Origin of the sequence: Streptomyces sp. NPDC056628 (assembly GCF_042792555.1) — a bacterium.
In the GTDB taxonomy this organism is placed as follows: domain Bacteria; phylum Actinomycetota; class Actinomycetes; order Streptomycetales; family Streptomycetaceae; genus Streptomyces.
Genome location: NZ_JBHTWG010000042.1, coordinates 1 through 17,686, shown reverse-complemented (window position 1 = coordinate 17,686; position 17,686 = coordinate 1). Strand labels below are relative to the sequence as shown.

Here is a 17,686-nt window from a genome sequence, read left to right as displayed (position 1 = left end):
TTTCGTGCCTGTCCCAGCTGTTCCAACCTAATTGATCAGCGCGGGACGTGAGCCGTCGTGACGTCGTCCGGCGCATCCACAGATACGTCCCGCTCCCGCCCGGGTATCAGCGCGAGGACCGCCAGGACGAAGAAGGCGGCGGTGAGCAGTGCGGGCGTGTTCGGGCCCCAGGCGGTGGCGACGGCCCCGCCGAGCAGGGCGCCCAGCGGGGCGCCGGCCACGGCCAGGGTGCGGAAGGCGGAGGCGACCCGGCCCAGCAGGCCGGCGGGTGTCCGCCGCTGCATCAGCGTCGTGGTGTTGACGTTCCACACCATGCCCATGAAGCCGAAGACCGCGAGGGCCGCCGCCAGCGCCGTCTGGCTGCGTACGGCGCCCATGACGATCAAGGCGCCGATCTGCACGAGCCCGGCGAGCAGCACGGCCCTGGTCAGCCCGAGCCGGGCGGTGATCGGCCCGTGTCCGAGCCCTCCCACCAGGCTGCCGGCGGCGTAGGCGGTGGAGGCGACGGCGTAACCGGTGGTGCCCGCCTCGAGCCAGCCGGTGACCAGGATGACCAGGGTCGCGACGAGGGCGCCCATCCCGATGTTGCACAGGGCGGTCGCGGCGCACAGGCCGCGCAGGGCCCGGTCCCGCCACAGGGTGCGCAGCCCGTCGGCGATCTCCCGGCGCAGGGTGCTGCCCTCGGGCCGGGCCACCCGGTCCGGCGGCCGGGTGCGCAGGGAGGCGACGAGGGCCGCGGCCACCAGGAAGGTCGCCGCGTCGGCCAGGAAGGGGGCGGCGGCGCCGGCCGCGAGCAGCAGCGGCACCGCCGGCGCCCCGAGCAGGCCGCCGGCGATCCGCTGCCCGGTCATCAGCCGGGCGTTCGCCGCGCCGAGCGCGTCCCGGTCGACCAGGGTGGGGAGCAGGGCCGTGGCGGCGTTGTCGAAAAGGGTCTGGAGCGTGGTCAGGGTGAACGCCAGGGCGATGAGCAGGCCGATCGAGGCGTGTCCGAGCGCCACGGCGACCGCGAAGGCGGCGACCAGGGCGCCTCGTACGGCGTCGACCGTCCACATCGCGCGCCGCTGGTCGACCCGGTCGGCGACGGCGCCGCCGAGCAGTCCGAAGACGATCCACGGCAGATAGCCGCAGGCGGTGACCGCGGCGATCAGCAGGGGCCGGTCGGTCAGCGTCACGGCGAGGAGCGGCAGGGCGGCCGTACGGAGGGAGTCGCCGAAGCTGGAGAGCACGGCGGCGCCCCACAGCCGTCCGAAGCCCCCGCTCCAGGCGGGCGTCCGCACGCCCGTCTCCCCCGTCGTCGCCACAGGTCCCCCTCCCGGTGCATCGACGCGTGGGCGTCGACGAGAACCACCGTAGAGGGCACCACTGACAATCAGTCCGCAGCGCGGGTGGGGCAGGGGTGACACGGCTCCGGCCGAGTGCCCTGGGGCGCCCGGCCGGTCGTCAATGTCTAGATCTCGCCCCGCAGTTTGGCGAGCGCCTCGGCGAGGATCGCCTCGCCGTCCGCGTCGCTGCGCCGCTCCCGTACGTACGCCAGGTGCGTCTTGTACGGCTCGGTGCGCGGCGGGTCCGGCGGGTTGTCCCGGTCCTGCCCGGCGGGGAAGCCACAGCGGGGGCAGTCCCAGGTCTCGGGAACCTGCGCGTCGCTGGCGAAGCTGGGCTGCGTCTCGTGCCCGTTGGAGCACCAGAAGGAGATGCGCAGACGCGGTGCGGACTCGCCGCGCTCGGCCTCGCCCATCGGCCCCGCCCCGACCCGGCTTCCTCGGATCGCGTTGCCACTTGCCACGGTCGTAACTCCCTGCGTGATGGTGCCGCAAAAGCGAGTCGGCGTTTCGCTTCACTGCGAGCGCCTCAGTCTACGTAAGGCCCAACGCGCGTCCAGTGATTGGAGTTACAAGCCCCCCACACCTAGACGCAAGCCCCATGATAGGCCGCGCTGAGCTGCGCGTACCGAACATGGGGCCTTACGTGGGGACGGTGTGTGCCGGTCAGTTGTTCACCTTGATCAGCAAGCCCAGCACGACAATGCACGCGAACCACAGCAAACCGACCACCACGGTGATCCGGTCCAGGTTGCGCTCGGCGACGGACGAGCCGCCGACGGACGACTGCATGCCGCCACCGAACATGTCGGAGAGGCCGCCGCCCTTCCCCTTGTGCATCAGCACCAGCAGCATCAGCAACCCGCTGAAGACGATCAGGGCGATCGAGAACCCCAAAACCACGGCTGGACCAACTCTCTCGGACTCGGATGAACGACGGGGGCACGGCAGCCGCGCGGAGCGAGCCACGCATCCAGGCCTACCATGCCCCCGCAAGGGTACGACGGATCGCCGCTACGGCCTACTCACTGGTCACGGAATCGCACGATCTTGACGAACTCGTCCGCGTCCAGGGAGGCACCGCCGACCAGGGCGCCGTCGATGTCGGCCTGCGCCATGATCTCGGCGACGTTGCCCGACTTCACGGAGCCGCCGTACTGGATGCGGACCTTGTCGGCCACGTCCTGCGCGTACAGCTCGGCGATCTTGCCGCGGATGGCGGCGCAGACCTCTTGTGCGTCCTCGGCACCGCAGACCTTGCCGGTGCCGATGGCCCAGACGGGCTCGTAGGCGATCACGACGGTCTCGACCTGCTCGGCGGGGAGGTCCTTGAGACCGCCCTCGACCTGGGCGAGCGTGTGGGAGACGTGGTTGCCCGCCTCGCGGACGTCCAGCTCCTCGCCGACGCACAGGATCGGGGTCAGGCCGTGCCTGTAGGCGGCCTTGACCTTGGCATTGACGAGCTCGTCGGTCTCGGCGTGGTACTGGCGGCGCTCGGAGTGGCCGACCACGACGTACGTGCACTTCAGCTTGGCCAGCATGGACCCGGAGATCTCGCCGGTGTAGGCACCGGAGTCGTGCGCGGAGACGTCCTGGGCGCCGTACTTGATCTTCAGCTTGTCGCCGTCGACCAGGGTCTGGACCGAGCGCAGGCTCGTGAAGGGCGGCAGGACCGCGACCTCGACGGCCTCGTAGTCCTTGTCGGCCAGGGCGAAGGCGAGCTTCTGGACGTGCGCGATGGCCTCGAGGTGGTTGAGGTTCATCTTCCAGTTGCCTGCCATCAGCGGCATGCGCGTGCTCATAAAGAGTCAGTCCTCCAGTGCGGCGAGGCCGGGGAGCGTCTTGCCCTCGAGGTATTCGAGGGAGGCGCCGCCTCCGGTCGAGATGTGGCCGAATGCCGTCTCGTCGAAGCCCAGGGTACGGACGGCCGCGGCGGAGTCGCCGCCGCCCACCACGGTGAAGCCCTTGGACTCGACGAGGGCCTGGGCGACCGCCTTGGTGCCCTCGGCGTAGTCGGGGTGCTCGAAGACGCCCATGGGGCCGTTCCAGAAGACGGTGGCGGCGTCAACGAGCTTCGAGGCGTACAGCTTGCGGGTCTCCGGACCGATGTCCAGGCCCTCCTGGTCGGCGGGGATGGCGTCCGCGGCGACGATCGTGGGGTGGGTGGGGGCCTTGGTCTTCAGGTCCGGGAACTCGGGCGCGACCAGGACGTCGACCGGCAGCACGATCTCCACGCCGCTCTTCTCGGCGCGCTCCAGGTACTCGGTGACGGTCGGGATCTGGTCCTCCTGGAGGAGGGAGATGCCGACCTCGTAGCCCTTGGCCTTGAGGAAGGTGTACGCCATGCCGCCGCCGATGAGCAGCCGGTCGGCCTTGCCGAGCAGCTGGTCGATGACGGCGAGCTTGTCGGAGACCTTGGCGCCGCCGAGGGCGACGACGTACGGCCGCTGGACGTCGTCGGTGAGCTTCTTCAGGACGCGGACCTCGGTCACGATGAGGTAGCCGGCGTAGTGCGGCAGACGGGACGGAAGGTCGTACACCGAGGCGTGCTTGCGGTGCACCGCGCCGAAGCCGTCACCGACGTAGACGTCGGCGAGCTCGGCGAGCTGGTCGGCGAAGGCGGCGCGCTCGGCGTCGTCCTTGCTGGTCTCACCGGGGTTGAAGCGCAGGTTCTCCACGACGGCGACCTGGCCGTCGGCGAGGCCCGCGACGACACCCCGGGCGGAGTCGCCCACCGTGTCGGTGGCGAAGGCCACGTCGGCGCCGAGGAGTTCACCGAGGCGCACGGCGGCCGGGGCGAGGGAGAAGGCGGGGTCCGGGGCACCCTTGGGGCGGCCCAGGTGGGAGGCGACGACCACGCGGGCGCCCGCCTCGGCGAGGGCCTTGACGGTGGGCAGCACGGCGCGGATGCGGCCGTCGTCGGTGATCGTGGTGCCGTCCAGCGGCACGTTCAGGTCGGCGCGGACGAACACCCGCTTGCCGGCGACGCCTTCGGAGAGAAGTTCGTCGATCGTCTTCATGAAGGGGACTCCTGGGAAGAGCTCGTGATCGCTCGGAAGCGCTCGTGATCCAACAGGTCTGATCTGTACGTGAGTCAGGGCTCGGGCGACGCGTCCCTGCGCCGCCCGAGCCCTGAACCTCACATCGAGGTGCCTGCTCTGGATATCAGAGCTGGTTGCCGACGAAGACCGTCAGGTCGACGAGGCGGTTGGAGTAGCCCCACTCGTTGTCGTACCAGCCGATGACCTTCACGTTCTTGCCCTCCTGGACCATGGTCAGGGAGGAGTCGAAGGTGCAGGACGCCGGGGCGTTGACGATGTCCGAGGAGACGATCGGGTCCTCGGTGTACTCGAGGATGCCCTTGAGTTCACCCTCGGCGGCCTTCTGGAAGACCGCGTTGACCTCTTCCTTGGTGACCTCGCGGCCGAGCTCCAGGACGAGGTCGGTGACCGAGCCGGTCGGGACCGGGACGCGCATCGCGATGCCGTCCAGCTTGCCCTTGAGCTGCGGGAGGACCAGCGCGGTGGCCTTCGCGGCACCCGTGGTGGTCGGGATGATGTTCTCCGCGGCGGCGCGGGCGCGGCGCAGGTCCTTGTGGGGGAAGTCCAGGATGCGCTGGTCGTTCGTGTACGCGTGGACCGTCGTCATGAGGCCGCGGACGATGCCGAAGTTCTCGTCGAGGACCTTCGCCATCGGGGCCACACAGTTGGTGGTGCAGGAGGCGTTGGAGATGACGTGGTGCTTCGCCGGGTCGTACTTGTCCTGGTTGACGCCCATCACGATGGTGATGTCCTCGTCCTTGGCCGGAGCCGAGATGAGGACCTTCTTGGCGCCGCCCGCGATGTGCTTGGCGGCGTCGTCCTTCTTCGTGAAGATGCCGGTCGACTCGATGACGATGTCGACGCCCAGCTCGCCCCACGGGATGTCGGCGGGGCTGCGCTCGGAAAGGACCTTGATGGTGCGACCGCCCACGGTGATGGTGTCGGCGGTGTGGCTGACCTCCTGCTTCAGACGACCCAGGATGGTGTCGTACTTCAGCAGATGAGCGGTGGTCGCGGTGTCACCCAGGTCGTTGACAGCCACGATCTCGATGTCTGCACCCTGCTCCAGCAGTGCGCGGAAGTAGTTGCGACCGATACGACCGAAGCCGTTGATGCCTACGCGGATCGTCACGAACCGATCTCCTCGTTGGTACGCCGGCCATGCGGTGCCGGCGAGCTCTGTTTGGGATGTCCCCGACCGCCTCCGACCCTACCCCCCTGAAGCCGCCGTGGTGACATTCAGATGCCTCATACACGGCATGGCGGCCCGTACCCGTCAGTAGGGTACGGACCGCCCCGCCCGGGAGCCCGGATCGGCCGATCCGGTCACGCTCCGCCGGGCGTGTGCCACTTCGGCGAGTTACCTCTCAAGTGAGGAAAATGCCTTTCTGATGAGCGCCGTTCGATCGGCCGCCGAGGGCAGGTGCTCCAGGCCGAAGCCGAGGAGGACCGTGTCGCGCGTGGTGACCGCGCCGTAGGTCTGGAACAGCGCTCCGGTGCGCGCCCAGTCCTTGAGGACGGCCGGGCTGCCCGGGGGCGGTCCGGTCGTGCTCCAGGCGCCGAGCGACGTCTCGAAGCCCTCCGTCTCGACCGCCGTGCCGCCGACGACGAGCGAGGCCTGGTCGGCGAGGACGCCGCGTCCGCCGAAGCCCGGGTCGGAGACATAGCTGATGGAGACCACGACGGACTTGCCCGCGTACGCGCTGAGGTCGAACTCGACCTGCTGCCAGCCCTCGGAGGCACCGGTGAGCGCGTTCCAGCTTCCGCTGCTGCCGGACGCCGTGCAGCCCTGCGGCGACTGCGTCAGGTAGTGCGCGAGCCAGGGGTGCTCGTTCATGTAGAAGCCGGCCTCGCACTCCGCGGGCACGGTGGCGCTGGACGCGCCGTTCTTCTCGGGGAGTGTCGTCCAGTCCTCGGCGCCGGTGGTGTGGGCCTCGATCAGGACGTTGTCGTAGCCGGGCTCGACGTCCCACAGCAGTTGGGTGCGCAGCGTGGGCTGCTGGGCCGCGGTCACGCCGGTGAGGTCGACGGTCCTCGTCAACCGCTTCCAGGCGTCGTCGGTGTGCACGGCGGCCGCCATCCAGGAACCCGCGAACGGCCCGTAGGGGCTGACGGTCCCCGCGAACCGGCCCGCTCCCGCGCTCGCGAACTGCGGATACGTGGCGGCGGGCAGCTGGTCGGAGGTGACGCTGTAGCTCCCGGCCCGGTCGAGCGGGTTGCCGGGGGCGCCGGCGAGCGCGCCGGAGAACCCGGCGAGCCTGCCGGACCCGGTGAAGCCGGCGGCGCCGGGCAGGGACGTACGGGAGTAGGCACCCAGGTAGTACTGACTGAAGTCGTTCGACAGGGTGCCGTCGCCGAGGTCGACGTTGCCGCCGGCCTGCTCACCGGCCTCCAGCAGCTTGCCGCCCTCGTTGAGGTAGGCGCGCAGCTGGAGCTGGGTGGCGTTGCCGGGGACGCCGGCGCCCGTGTAGTGGACGACGGTGTCGAAGTGGCCGAGCACGCCGAGGGCGTCGGGCGCGCCCTGCGCGGCGACGTCCCAGACGACCGCCCGGTGCCCGTTGGCCTTCAGCGCGTCCACGTACTTCTGCGCCTGCGGGGCTCCGGCGCCCTCCTCGGCGACCACGAGCACGTCCGCGCGTGGTCGTTCGGCGATCGTGTAGGTGAAGTGGCTGCTGGAGACCTTCTTGCCGTTGCGGGTCTCGCCGGTGAACCACACCTCGACCTTGTCGCCCCGGTCGCCGTCGAGGACCTTGGCGCGGTACTCGTCGAAGTAGAGGTTGTCCTCGCCGCCGAAGGTCTCGCCGCCCTTCCAGTGCCGCAGCGCGACGTCGTGCGTACGGCCGCCGTTGACGCGGTACTTCAGCTCCTTGTCGCGCAGCGCCTTGCGGACGACGACGGAGACCTCCTGGTCCGCGCCGCGCGCGTACGACGTGGTGAACGGCGCCGGGGTGAAGTCGGCGGCCTTCAGGCCGAGCGAGGAGGAAGGCTGGTCGGGACGGTCGGCGCTCTCGGCGACGGAGAGCGCGAACGGCACGTTCTTCGCGAACTCGTCCTGGATCAGCTTCTCGTCGTCGGGGAAGTTGAAGACCGACTGGCAGTCCGCCGCGTTCCATCGGTCGTTCGGGTCGATGTTCGACGCGGTCTGGCAGGTCGACATCTCGGGGGTGAACATCGCCAGCCCGTTGACGTTCGCGGCGTGCCCGTCCGCCTCGCCGTTGGTCGTGTACAGCTCCGAGGAGACCTGCGGGTGGTAGCCGGGGATCGCGGAGTTGTCGGGGGTGCCGGCGAGCGCCTTGTACATCACGTCGTCGGGGGTGTTCGTGGCCACCTGCCAGCCGACGCCGTAGAGCAGGAGTTCGGCGGCGGAGTGGTAGTTGATGCCGTAGGTGAAGCCGACGCGCTTCTGCAGGGCGTCCAGCGCCTTGGTCTCGGGCTCGGAGCCCGGGGACGCGCCGCGGTAGGTCTCACTGGTGGGGTTGGGGGACGAACCCTCGTCGTCGTAGCCCCACTTGTAGGCGAAGTTGCGGTTCAGGTCGACGCCGTCGCCGGTGCTGATGACGCCGTCGCCGTTGATGTCCCGCAGGTTCTTGCGCCACAGACGGGTGCTGGAGTCCTTGAAGGTGTGGTCGTAGCCGTCGGGGTTGGCCGAGAGGACGAACCACAGCTCGGTCGAGTCGACGATCTTCCTGACCCGCTTGTCCTTCTTGTAGTTGTCCAGGTAGTAGTGCATCAGCCGCCTGGTCATCTCCGGCGTGATCCACTCGCGGGCGTGCTGGTTGGACATGTACAGGACGGCGGGCTTGGAGCCGTCCTTGGACTTCGCGGCGTTCTTGGTCAGCTTCAGGGCCAGGATGTCCTGGCCGCGTATGGTCTTGCCGATGGAGACGACCTTGGTGAGGCCCGGGTTCTGCTGCCCGGCCCGGACGATCTCCTCCTTCAGCCCGCCGCTTCCGCTGTACGGGCGGAACACGCCCTCGGCGGCCTTCTCGGTGCGGGCCTCGGCTCGGGCGGTGACCTGGTGCTCGGTGAGGGCGACGCCCTGCTTGCGCAGTTTCCCGGCCTGTTCGTCGGTCAGGTAGACCTCGACGGTGGCCTTGCCCTTGTCGGGTGTCTGCTCACTGAGTTCGTGGCCGTCCTGGCCGGCCGCCAGCAGCAGGGGTACCTGCTGTTTGGTGACCTCGGCCCGGAAGACCTTCACTTCGCTCGGGTCGGTGTGGGGCGAATTCCCCGGTTGTGCCTGGGCGATGGGTGCGATACTCGCTCCCCCGACGAGGAGCGCGCCGACAGCGAGGATCGATCTCGCTCTGGGTCTCATGTACCCCCCTAGCAGTGTTTCGCCACAGCGACGAATGACTGCCAGGCTCATGCCACATCATGTCCTAGTCAAGAGTGCCGCAAAGAGCGACAAATGACGGTGCCGATGTCCCAAGTGGGCATCGGCACCTATCTTCTGACATCAAGTCAGCTCAGGCCGTCATCCCACGAGGTTGTCGGCGAGTTCGTCGCTGAGGTTGGCCTCGGTGCCCGGGATGCCGAGATCCTGGGCCCGCTTGTCGGCCATGGCCAGCAGACGGCGGATACGGCCCGCGACCGCGTCCTTGGTCAGCGGCGGGTCGGCGAGCGCGCCCAGCTCCTCCAAGGACGCCTGCTTGTGCTCCATGCGCAGCCGCCCGGCCGCGGCGAGGTGCTCGGGGACCTCGTCGCCGAGGATCTCCAGGGCGCGCTGCACGCGGGCCCCGGCGGCGACGGCCGCGCGGGCGGAGCGGCGCAGGTTGGCGTCGTCGAAGTTGGCGAGGCGATTGGCCGTGGCCCGCACCTCGCGGCGCATCCGGCGCTCCTCCCAGGCCAGCACCGACTCATGGGCGCCGAGCCGGGTCAGCAGCGCGCCGATCGCGTCGCCGTCCCGGACGACCACGCGGTCCACGCCGCGCACCTCCCGGGCCTTGGCGGCGATGGACAGCCGGCGGGCGGCGCCGACGAGGGCCAGCGCGGCCTCGGGTCCGGGGCAGGTCACCTCGAGGGAGGAGGAACGGCCGGGCTCGGTCAGCGAGCCGTGCGCGAGGAAGGCGCCGCGCCACGCGGCCTCGGCGTCGCACGTGGCCCCCGAGACCACCTGCGGGGGCAGCCCGCGGATCGGGCGCCCGCGGCCGTCGACCAGGCCGGTCTGCCGGGCCAGCTGATCACCGCCGGCAACCACCCGAACGACGTAACGCGAGCCGCGCCGCAGTCCGCCGGGCGCCATGACGATCAGCTCGGAGCTGTGCCCGAAGATCTCCAGGATGTCCCGCTTGAGTCTGCGGGCCGCCATCGCCGTGTCGAGCTCCGCTTCGATCACGATGCGTCCGCTCACCAGGTGGAGGCCGCCGGCGAACCGCAGAATGGCGGAGACCTCCGCCTTCCTGCAGCAGGTCCGGGTGACGGGGAGCCGGGAGATCTCATCCTTCACCGCTGCCGTCATCGCCATGGGCCGATCCTTCCATGCATCCGAAAAATACGGTCGTACGCGGCGGCGAGGAGCTCCGGGTCGTGCCGGGGCGTCCCATCCGTCCGGGCCACCGGGGCCAGCTCGACCGCGGCACCGAGCCGCTTCGCGGCCTCCGTGAGCACTTCGCGGTCGGGCACGGCAGCCTCGTCGGCCAGCACCACGTCCAGGGCGAGTTTAGGGGCGTGTCGTCCCAAAACCTCCAAATGACGCTGCGGGGAGAAGCCTTCGGTTTCTCCCGGCTGCGGGGCGAGGTTCAGGGAGAGTACCCGGCGCGCCTTCGTCTCGGTGAGGGCGTCCAGGAGTTCCGGCACCAGCAGGTGCGGGATGACGGAGGAGAACCAGGAACCCGGGCCGAGCACCACCCAGTCCGCGTCCCGCACCGCGGCGACGGCCTCGGGGACGGCGGGCGGGTCGGGCGGCACCAGGTGCACGGACTGCACCTCGCCCCGGGTGAGGGCGACGGTGGCCTGGCCCCGGACGGTGTCCACCTCGTCGGGCCGCTCCGGGTCGTGCCCCTTGACCAGGGCCTGGAGCTCCAGCGGCACGGCCGACATGGGCAGCACCCGGCCGTGCGCGCCGAGCAGCTTGCCGACCAGGTCGAGGGCCTGGACGTGGTCGCCGAGCTGCTCCCACAGAGCGACGATCAGCAGATTGCCGACGGCGTGGTCGTGCAGGTCGCCCTGGGAGTGGAAGCGGTGCTGGATGACCCGGGACCAGGTCTGGCCCCAGTCGTCGTCGCCGCAGAGCGCGGCCAGTGCCTTGCGCAGGTCACCGGGCGGCAGCACGCCCAGCTCGTCGCGCAGGCGCCCGCTGGAACCGCCGTCGTCGGCCACGGTGACGACGGCGGTGAGGTCACCGGTGATCCGGCGCAGCGCGGCGAGCGACGCCGACAGGCCCATGCCGCCGCCGAGAGCGACGACCTTGGGCTGGGCGCCGCGGCGGCGCGGCCGGCCGCCCCGGGTCTCGGCGGTCCGGCCGGCGCGGCCGGCGCGCCCTTCCGGCACCGCCCGGCGCAGCCTGCTCAGCCGCGGAGTACGTCCGGTCATTCCCGTCCCATGTCCCGGTGCACGACCACCGTCTCCACGCCGTCGGCCGCGAGGCGCGCGGCGAGCTTCTCCGACATGGCCACCGAGCGGTGCTTCCCGCCCGTACAGCCGACGGCGATCGTCACATAGCGCTTGCCCTCACGACGGTAGCCCGCAGCAACCAGCTGGAGCATCTCGGCGTACCGGTCGAGGAACTCCTTGGCGCCGGGCTGGTTGAAGACGTAGGCGGCGACCTCGTCGTTCAGACCGGTGTAGGGGCGCAGCTCCGGCACCCAGTGAGGGTTGGGCAGGAACCGCATGTCCACGACCAGGTCGGCGTCGACGGGCAGGCCGTACTTGAAGCCGAAGGACATGACGGTCGCCCGCAGCTCGGGCTCCTCCTCGCCGGCGAACTGGGCGTCCATCTTCGCCCGCAGTTCGTGCACGTTCAGGCTGGAGGTGTCGATCACCAGGTCGGCGTCGCCGCGCAGCTCGCGCAACAGCTCCCGCTCGGCGGCGATGCCGTCGACGATCCGGCCGTCGCCCTGCAGGGGGTGCGGGCGGCGCACGGACTCGAAGCGGCGCACCAGGGCGTCGTCCGAGGACTCCAGGAAGACGATCCGCCGGGTCACACCGCGCGCGTCGAGGTCGGAGAGGGACTCGCGGAGGTTGTCGAAGAACCGCCGGCCGCGGACGTCGACGACGACCGCGATCCGCGCCACGTTGCCCTGGGAGCGGGCACCGAGCTCCACCATGGTGGGGATCAGCGCCGGCGGGAGGTTGTCGACGACGAACCAGCCGAGGTCCTCCAGGCACTTCGCGGCCGTGGAACGGCCGGCTCCGGACATACCGGAGATGATCACCAGCTCGGGGATGGCCGCGTCGGGGACCCCGGCCTTCTCGCTGCCCGTATCCACCTGTGTTTCGTCTTTCTGGCGTGCGTCCTGCTGGGCGGGATCGTCTCCGGAATTCCTGTGTGGGTCCCGGGACCGTCGATCTCGGTCGGCCATGGCCCCGGTGTCGTGCTCGTTCATCTCTCCTGCCCCCGTCGTTCGTCCGGGGCGCCCGCGGACACGGACTCCCCCGAGGCCCCCCTCGTGGGTTCTGGTACCTCGTCCTCCATGATCTCTCCCGTCGCGGTGTTCACGGCGGGCGCGGCCGGGGCCGCCTGCGCGAGGGCCGCGGCGATGGCCTCGGCCGTCTTGCGGCCTATGCCCGGAACCTCGCAGATCTGGTCGATGGTCGCGGACCGCAGCCTCTTCAGCGAACCGAAGTGCTTGATCAGCGCCTGCCTGCGGGTGTCGCCCAGACCGGGGACGTCGTCCAGCGGACTGGACCGGAAACGCTTGGAACGCTTGGTGCGCTGGTAGGTGATCGCGAACCGGTGAGCCTCGTCGCGGATGCGCTGGAGCAGGTAGAGGCCCTCGCTGGTGCGGGGCAGGACGACCGGGTCGTCCTCGCCGGGGACCCAGACCTCCTCCAGCCGCTTGGCGAGGCCGCACACGGCGATGTCGTCGATGCCGAGCTCGTCCAGCGCCCGCTGGGCCGCCGCGACCTGCGGCTGCCCGCCGTCCACGACGACGAGCTGGGGCGGGTAGGCGAAGCGCTTGGGACGGCCGTCCTCGTCCTTGAGGCTGTCGGACAGCGGAGGCGAGGAGACCTCCGTGAGGCGATCCGAATCGTCGCCCGGACCAGCCCCGGCCCCGGCGCCCCCGTCCGGGATCTCGCCGTCGACCCACTCCCCCATCCGCTCCTTCTCCGTCAGGTAGCGCTTGAAGCGGCGGGTGATCACCTCGTGCATGGACCGGACGTCGTCCTGGCCCTCGAAGCCCTTGATCTGGAACCTGCGGTACTCGCTCTTGCGGGCCAGACCGTCCTCGAAGACGACCATGGAGGCCACCACGTCGTCGCCCTGGAGATGCGAGATGTCGTAGCACTCGATCCGCAGCGGGGCGCTGTCCAGCCCCAGGGCGTCGGCGATCTCCTCCAGTGCGCGGGAGCGGGTGGTCAGATCGGAGGCGCGCTTGGTCTTGTGCAGGGCGAGGGCCTGCTGGGCGTTGCGCTCGACGGTCTCCATCAGGTCGCGTTTGTCGCCGCGCTGCGGCACGCGCAGCGAGACCTGGGCGCCACGCCGTCCCGACAACCACTCCTGTACGGGCTCCACCGGGTCGGGCAGGGCCGGGACGAGCACCTCCTTGGGCACCGCGTCCCCGGTCTCCTCGCCGTAGAGCTGCTGGAGGGCGTGCTCCACCAGGGCGCCGGTGGTGATCTCCTCCACCTTGTCGGTGACCCAGCCGCGCTGGCCGCGCACGCGTCCGCCGCGGACGTGGAAGATCTGGACGGCCGCCTCCAGCTCGTCCTCGGCGACGGCGATCAGGTCGGCGTCCGTCGCGTCGGCGAGCACGACGGCGTTCTTCTCCATGGCCTTCCTCAAGGCCTCGATGTCGTCCCGCAGGCGCGCGGCGCGCTCGTACTCCATCGCCTCGGCCGCCTCCCGCATCTGCCGCTCCAGGCGGCGCAGATAGGTGTTGGTGCGGCCGGCCATGAAGTCGCAGAACTCGTCGGCCAGCTCCCGGTGGTCCTCGGCGGAGATCCGGTCCACGCAGGGGGCGGAGCACTTGCCGATGTAGCCGAGGAGGCAGGGGCGGCCGGTGCGGCGGGCGTTCTTGAACACGCCCGCCGAGCAGGTGCGCACGGGGAACACCCGCAGGAGCAGGTCGACGGTGTCCCGGATCGCCCACGCGTGCGCGTACGGCCCGAAGTACCTGACGCCCTTCTTCTTGTGGCCGCGCATCACCTGCACGCGCGGATAGTCCTCGTTCATCGTCACCGCGAGGTACGGGTAGCTCTTGTCGTCGCGGTACTTGACGTTGAACCGGGGGTCGTACTCCTTGATCCAGGAGTACTCCAGCTGCAGCGCCTCGACCTCGGTGGAGACGACGGTCCACTCCACGGACGCGGCGGTGGTGACCATCGACCGGGTGCGCGGGTGCAGACCCGCCAGGTCCTGGAAGTAGTTCGCCAGGCGTTGGCGCAGGCTCTTCGCCTTTCCGACGTAGATCACCCGGCGGTGCTCGTCCCGGAACCTGTACACCCCGGGCGAGTCCGGGATCTGTCCCGGCTTGGGGCGGTAGCTGGAGGGGTCGGCCATATCTCACACCCTACTGGCGCGCGGTGACACTCCGGCGAGCCTGTGGACAACCGGACACCATGGTCACCGCGGCCAACGGCACGTGGGCGGCACGCCCCGACGCCGGATACGGGCTCGGTGCCCTCACCCCGTCACCCTCCGTCATCGGTGGTGAACAGGTCCGCAGGGCGGGATACCGGGGGCCTGCTCCGTCGGGGCGAGCGGATGTCGGAGGCTCACCGGTGACGGGAGCCCTCGGGGCGTCCGGAAGCCGATGCGTCGGGACTCGGCCAGGACCGTGCCGCCGTTGCGGCCCAAGTGTTGTCGGGGCCTGGCCGACACGCTTCAATGCGGGGGAACTCGGGGCCCTGAGCGACGGCTTACGGATGTGAAGACCCCCGCCCCACCCTCGCCGACGCGTGACCCCGAGCCGCGTGAACGGTCCGACCAGCCGTTGTCACCCCACAGAAAGGCCCCTGCATGCAGCACGCCCCTCAGCACGCGGACTTCGCCGCCGTCCCCACCGCGGAGCTGGACACGGCTCTGCGAGGCGGCCCCTTCCACGTGGCCCTGCGTGCCGCGATCGCGGCACGGGGCCTGCCCCTGCAGCGTGTCCAGCACCATCTGTCCCGGCGCGGGGTGAAGGTAGGCGTGACCAGCCTGAGCTACTGGCAGCAGGGGGCCCGCCGGCCGCAGCGCCCGGAGTCCCTGCGTGCGGTGCGGGCCCTGGAGGAGATACTCCAGTTGCCCGAGGAGTCCCTGATCCGGCTGCTCGCCGAGACCGACGGCCAGGCCGCCCACCAGCGCCCGGCGGCCCGCTCCTACCGGTCCCTGGTGGAGGCGTCCGGCGTCCTGGAGCAGCTGCTGTCCGAGCTGGACTGCCCCCGTGACGGCGGCCTGCACACGCTGGCCCACCACGAGCGCGTGCGGATCGGGGAGCGTCGGGAGCTGGCGGAGTGCGAGTCGCACCACATCGTGCGGGCCCACAAGGACGGCGTGGACCGCTTCGTGGCCGTCCACCACGGCGATCCGGGCGGTCTGCCGGACCGTATGAGGGTGCACGCCCTGGAGAACTGCCGCACCGGGCGTGTCCGCCGGCACCGGGAGACCGGCGTCCTCGTCGCCGAGCTGCTCTTCGGCACCCGGCTGCGGGCGGGCGAGACGCATCTCTTCCGGTACGGCGTGGAGGGCGGCACGGCCGGCATCTCCCATGAGTACGCGCGGGGCTTCCCGCTCGCGGGCGGGCAGTACGCCCTGCAGGTCCGCTTCGCCGAGAACGCCGTGCCCGTGCAGTGCCACCGGTTCTCCCAGCACTCGGCGGCGGCGCCTCGCGGCGGCCGGCAGCGGCTGGTCCTGAGCGCCCAGCACCGTTCCGTCCACCTGGTCGAGCAGCGGGTGCGGACGGGGATCGTGGGCATCGGGTGGGCCTGGGCGTGAGATCGCTGCCCGTTTCCGGGGGTCTGGGGGCCCGAGTGACGTAAACGCTTGCGCAAGCGTTTACGTGTGCTTCTCCATGCGCTACGTTCCCGGACGGAAGGGGGAGAGCGGGCTGCTGGAGCGAAAGGAGCCACCATGGCGACCATGGCCGACGTCGCGCGCCGCGCCGGTGTGTCCGTGGCGACCGTCTCCCATGTCCTGAACGGCACCCGGCCCGTGCTGCCCCTCACCCGCCGGGCCGTGCTGGACGCGATGGACGAGCTCGGCTACACGCCCAACACGCTTGCGCGCTCCCTGGTGACCTCGCGCACGCGCTCCATCGGGCTCGCCGTGTCGGCGATCAGCAACCCCTACTTCACGGAGATCCTCCAGGGCGTCGAGGCGGCGGCCCTGGAGCGGGGGTACAGCCTGCTCATTGCCGACCCGCACGACGATCCGCGTCATGAACGCAAGGTCGTCCAGCTGCTGCACGAACGCCGGGTCGACGGCATGATCGTCGCCCCGTCGCCCGACCCGCGCGAACTCCTCGCCTACCTGGGGCGCCACAAGGTGCCGATCGTGCTGCTCGACCGGGTGGTCGACCTTCCTGCGGACGGTTCACCGGTGTGCGACCAGATCTGTGCCGAGAGCGCCGCGCCGATGGCCCGGCTCGTCACCCATCTCGCCGCCCTCGGCCACCGCCGGATCGGCATGGTCGCCGGCCTTGCGGGGCTGAGCACCACCGTCGAGCGGCTCGCCGGGTACCGGGACGGCTTGGCGGCCGCCGGGCTCGCGTACGACGAGGGGCTGGTCGTGCACGGCGACTCCGAGTCCCCGGGCGCCGAAGTGGCGACCGCAGCGCTGCTGGCCCTCCCTTCGCCGCCGACCGCGCTGGTGACCGCCAACAACGCGATGACCATCGGCACCCTGCGCGCCCTGCGCGGGCACGGCCTGTCGGTGCCCGGCGACATCGCCCTGTGCTGCTTCGACGACTTCCCGTGGGCCGATCTGTTCTCCCCCCGGCTCACCGCGATCGCCCAGCCGAGCAGGGACATCGGTGCCGAGGCCGTCCGGGTGCTCCTGGACCGGCTCGCGGCACCGGACGGGCCCGCCCGGACCCTGCGTCTGCCCTGCACCTTCGTGCACCGCACGTCGTGCGGATGTGCCGAACAGCCCCTGACGTCCGTGAAAGGAACCCCCTCGTGATCGTCGTCGCCGGTGAGGCCCTGATCGATCTGGTGCCGCAGGGCACAGGCGCCCTCGCCCCTCTGAGGCCGGCGCTCGGTGGGGGCCCGTACAACACCGCCGTCGCCCTCGGCCGGCTCGGCTCCCCCACCGCCTTCTGCTCCCGGACGTCCCTCGACGCCTTCGGGGAGGCCCTGCTCGACCGGCTCCGCGAGGCGGGGGTGGACGTGTCGGCCGTGCAGCGCGGCCCGGAGCCGACCACGCTGGCGGTCGCGACCATCGACGCCAAGGGGTCGGCCGCCTACTCCTTCTATGTCGAGGGCACCGCCGACCGGCTCTTCGCGGCGCCCCCGGAGCTGCCGGAGCGGACCCGCGCGGTGTCCTTCGGGACCTGTTCGCTCGTCCTGGAACCGGGGGCGAGCGCCTACGAGGAGCTGATGCGCAGGGCGGCCGGGCAAGGGGTGTTCACCGCGCTCGACCCGAACATCCGGGCAGGGCTGATACCGGACCCGGACGGCTACCGTGCGCGGTTCAAGAGCTGGCTGCCGTCGGTGTCGCTGCTCAAGCTGTCCGAGGAGGACGCGGCGTGGCTGGGTGGGACGCCGCGTGAGTGGCTGGCCGCGGGACCGGCGGCCGTCGTGATCACTCGGGGCGGGGACGGGCTCACCGCCTATACGCGGGACGGGGCGGTGCACTCCGTGCCGGGGGAGGCCGTCGAAGTGGTGGACACGATCGGTGCGGGCGACACCGTGAACGCGGCCCTGCTGCACGGGCTGGCCGCCGAGGACGCTCTGTCCGCCGACGCGCTCGTGGGACTGGGCGCGGAGGGCTGGACGCGGCTGCTGCGGTTCGCGGCGCGGGCCGCCGCGATCACCTGCTCCCGGGCGGGGGCGGAACCGCCGTACGCCGCCGAACTGGCGGACTTCGCATTTTCGGCCGGGGACGGTGCCGAGGGCTTCTGAGCCGGGCGTCCTCGTGCGCCTCTGCCTCTCGTCTCTCGTGCGCTGTTGAGGAGTCAAAGAACGGCGCGGTCCGCTGGCTGGGGCCGCTGATGATCCAACGGGCGGCGACCCGCGGGAAGTTCC

At 70.9% G+C, this 17,686-nt stretch carries 14 protein-coding genes; 3 read left to right on the top strand and 11 right to left on the bottom strand.

Annotated features, from left to right (window positions below; translation table 11 throughout):
• Positions 1–35: 35 nt before the first annotated feature.
• From ACFRAC_RS32115 to uvrC, 11 genes are all read right to left on the bottom strand, one after another.
• The gene (locus tag ACFRAC_RS32115) at positions 36–1,301 is read right to left on the bottom strand and encodes an MFS transporter (protein WP_382936588.1); all 1,266 of its coding nucleotides are present in this window, start codon (positions 1,299–1,301) and stop codon (positions 36–38) included.
• Between the two features lie 146 nt (positions 1,302–1,447).
• Positions 1,448–1,783 (bottom strand): RNA polymerase-binding protein RbpA, encoded by a 336-nt coding sequence (locus ACFRAC_RS32110; protein ID WP_003976875.1) that lies wholly within the window; start codon positions 1,781–1,783, stop codon positions 1,448–1,450.
• 202 nt (positions 1,784–1,985) lie between these two features.
• Complete coding sequence (secG, locus tag ACFRAC_RS32105) at positions 1,986–2,216, bottom strand: preprotein translocase subunit SecG (RefSeq protein WP_361343569.1); 231 nt, start codon at positions 2,214–2,216, stop codon at positions 1,986–1,988.
• A 128-nt stretch (positions 2,217–2,344) separates the two neighbouring features.
• Positions 2,345–3,121, bottom strand: coding sequence for a triose-phosphate isomerase (tpiA, locus tag ACFRAC_RS32100; protein WP_382936581.1), 777 nt, complete (start codon positions 3,119–3,121; stop codon positions 2,345–2,347).
• A gap of 6 nt (positions 3,122–3,127) precedes the next feature.
• Positions 3,128–4,339 carry a phosphoglycerate kinase gene (locus tag ACFRAC_RS32095; RefSeq protein WP_382936578.1) on the bottom strand — a complete coding sequence of 404 codons (1,212 nt, stop codon included), beginning with the start codon at positions 4,337–4,339 and terminating at the stop codon, positions 3,128–3,130.
• 145 nt (positions 4,340–4,484) lie between these two features.
• Positions 4,485–5,492 carry a type I glyceraldehyde-3-phosphate dehydrogenase gene (gap, locus tag ACFRAC_RS32090; RefSeq protein ID WP_382936572.1) on the bottom strand — a complete coding sequence of 336 codons (1,008 nt, stop codon included), beginning with the start codon at positions 5,490–5,492 and terminating at the stop codon, positions 4,485–4,487.
• Between the two features lie 228 nt (positions 5,493–5,720).
• Entirely contained in the window at positions 5,721–8,675 is a 2,955-nt protein-coding gene (locus ACFRAC_RS32085) for a M14 family zinc carboxypeptidase (RefSeq protein ID WP_382936566.1), read from the bottom strand.
• Positions 8,676–8,834: 159 nt separating this feature from the next.
• On the bottom strand, positions 8,835–9,824 hold the full coding sequence (gene whiA / locus ACFRAC_RS32080) for a DNA-binding protein WhiA (RefSeq protein ID WP_382936561.1): 990 nt from the start codon (positions 9,822–9,824) through the stop codon (positions 8,835–8,837).
• Positions 9,815–10,891: a uridine diphosphate-N-acetylglucosamine-binding protein YvcK gene (gene yvcK / locus ACFRAC_RS32075; protein WP_361343122.1), complete on the bottom strand. Its 1,077-nt coding sequence runs from the start codon at positions 10,889–10,891 to the stop codon at positions 9,815–9,817. The genes whiA and yvcK overlap by 10 nt, the downstream gene beginning before the upstream one ends.
• The gene (gene rapZ / locus ACFRAC_RS32070) at positions 10,888–11,904 is read right to left on the bottom strand and encodes an RNase adapter RapZ (protein ID WP_382936551.1); all 1,017 of its coding nucleotides are present in this window, start codon (positions 11,902–11,904) and stop codon (positions 10,888–10,890) included. Before rapZ ends, yvcK begins: the two co-directional genes overlap by 4 nt.
• Positions 11,901–14,021: an excinuclease ABC subunit UvrC gene (gene uvrC, locus ACFRAC_RS32065; RefSeq protein WP_382936546.1), complete on the bottom strand. Its 2,121-nt coding sequence runs from the start codon at positions 14,019–14,021 to the stop codon at positions 11,901–11,903. Before uvrC ends, rapZ begins: the two co-directional genes overlap by 4 nt.
• Before the next feature lie 459 nt (positions 14,022–14,480).
• On the opposite strand from uvrC, the gene ACFRAC_RS32060 reads away from it, so the two are divergent.
• The 3 genes from ACFRAC_RS32060 to ACFRAC_RS32050 all read left to right on the top strand — a co-directional run bounded on the left by ACFRAC_RS32060 (position 14,481) and on the right by ACFRAC_RS32050 (position 17,563).
• Positions 14,481–15,437, top strand: coding sequence for a hypothetical protein (locus ACFRAC_RS32060; protein WP_382936540.1), 957 nt, complete (start codon positions 14,481–14,483; stop codon positions 15,435–15,437).
• A gap of 135 nt (positions 15,438–15,572) precedes the next feature.
• Entirely contained in the window at positions 15,573–16,622 is a 1,050-nt protein-coding gene (locus ACFRAC_RS32055; RefSeq protein WP_382936534.1) for a LacI family DNA-binding transcriptional regulator, read from the top strand.
• Positions 16,619–17,563: a carbohydrate kinase gene (locus ACFRAC_RS32050; protein ID WP_382936528.1), complete on the top strand. Its 945-nt coding sequence runs from the start codon at positions 16,619–16,621 to the stop codon at positions 17,561–17,563. The genes ACFRAC_RS32055 and ACFRAC_RS32050 overlap by 4 nt, the downstream gene beginning before the upstream one ends.
• Positions 17,564–17,686 lie beyond the last annotated feature (123 nt).

Coding starts and splice junctions, on each gene's coding strand:
- tpiA (WP_382936581.1), bottom strand. CDS start 3,121: ATGAGCACGCGCATGCCGCTGATGGCAGGCAACTGGAAGATGAACCTC.
- rapZ (WP_382936551.1), bottom strand. CDS start 11,904: ATGAACGAGCACGACACCGGGGCCATGGCCGACCGAGATCGACGGTCC.
- uvrC (WP_382936546.1), bottom strand. CDS start 14,021: ATGGCCGACCCCTCCAGCTACCGCCCCAAGCCGGGACAGATCCCGGAC.
- ACFRAC_RS32060 (WP_382936540.1), top strand. CDS start 14,481: ATGCAGCACGCCCCTCAGCACGCGGACTTCGCCGCCGTCCCCACCGCG.
- yvcK (WP_361343122.1), bottom strand. CDS start 10,891: ATGACCGGACGTACTCCGCGGCTGAGCAGGCTGCGCCGGGCGGTGCCG.
- ACFRAC_RS32085 (WP_382936566.1), bottom strand. CDS start 8,675: ATGAGACCCAGAGCGAGATCGATCCTCGCTGTCGGCGCGCTCCTCGTC.
- ACFRAC_RS32055 (WP_382936534.1), top strand. CDS start 15,573: ATGGCGACCATGGCCGACGTCGCGCGCCGCGCCGGTGTGTCCGTGGCG.
- whiA (WP_382936561.1), bottom strand. CDS start 9,824: ATGGCGATGACGGCAGCGGTGAAGGATGAGATCTCCCGGCTCCCCGTC.
- ACFRAC_RS32095 (WP_382936578.1), bottom strand. CDS start 4,339: ATGAAGACGATCGACGAACTTCTCTCCGAAGGCGTCGCCGGCAAGCGG.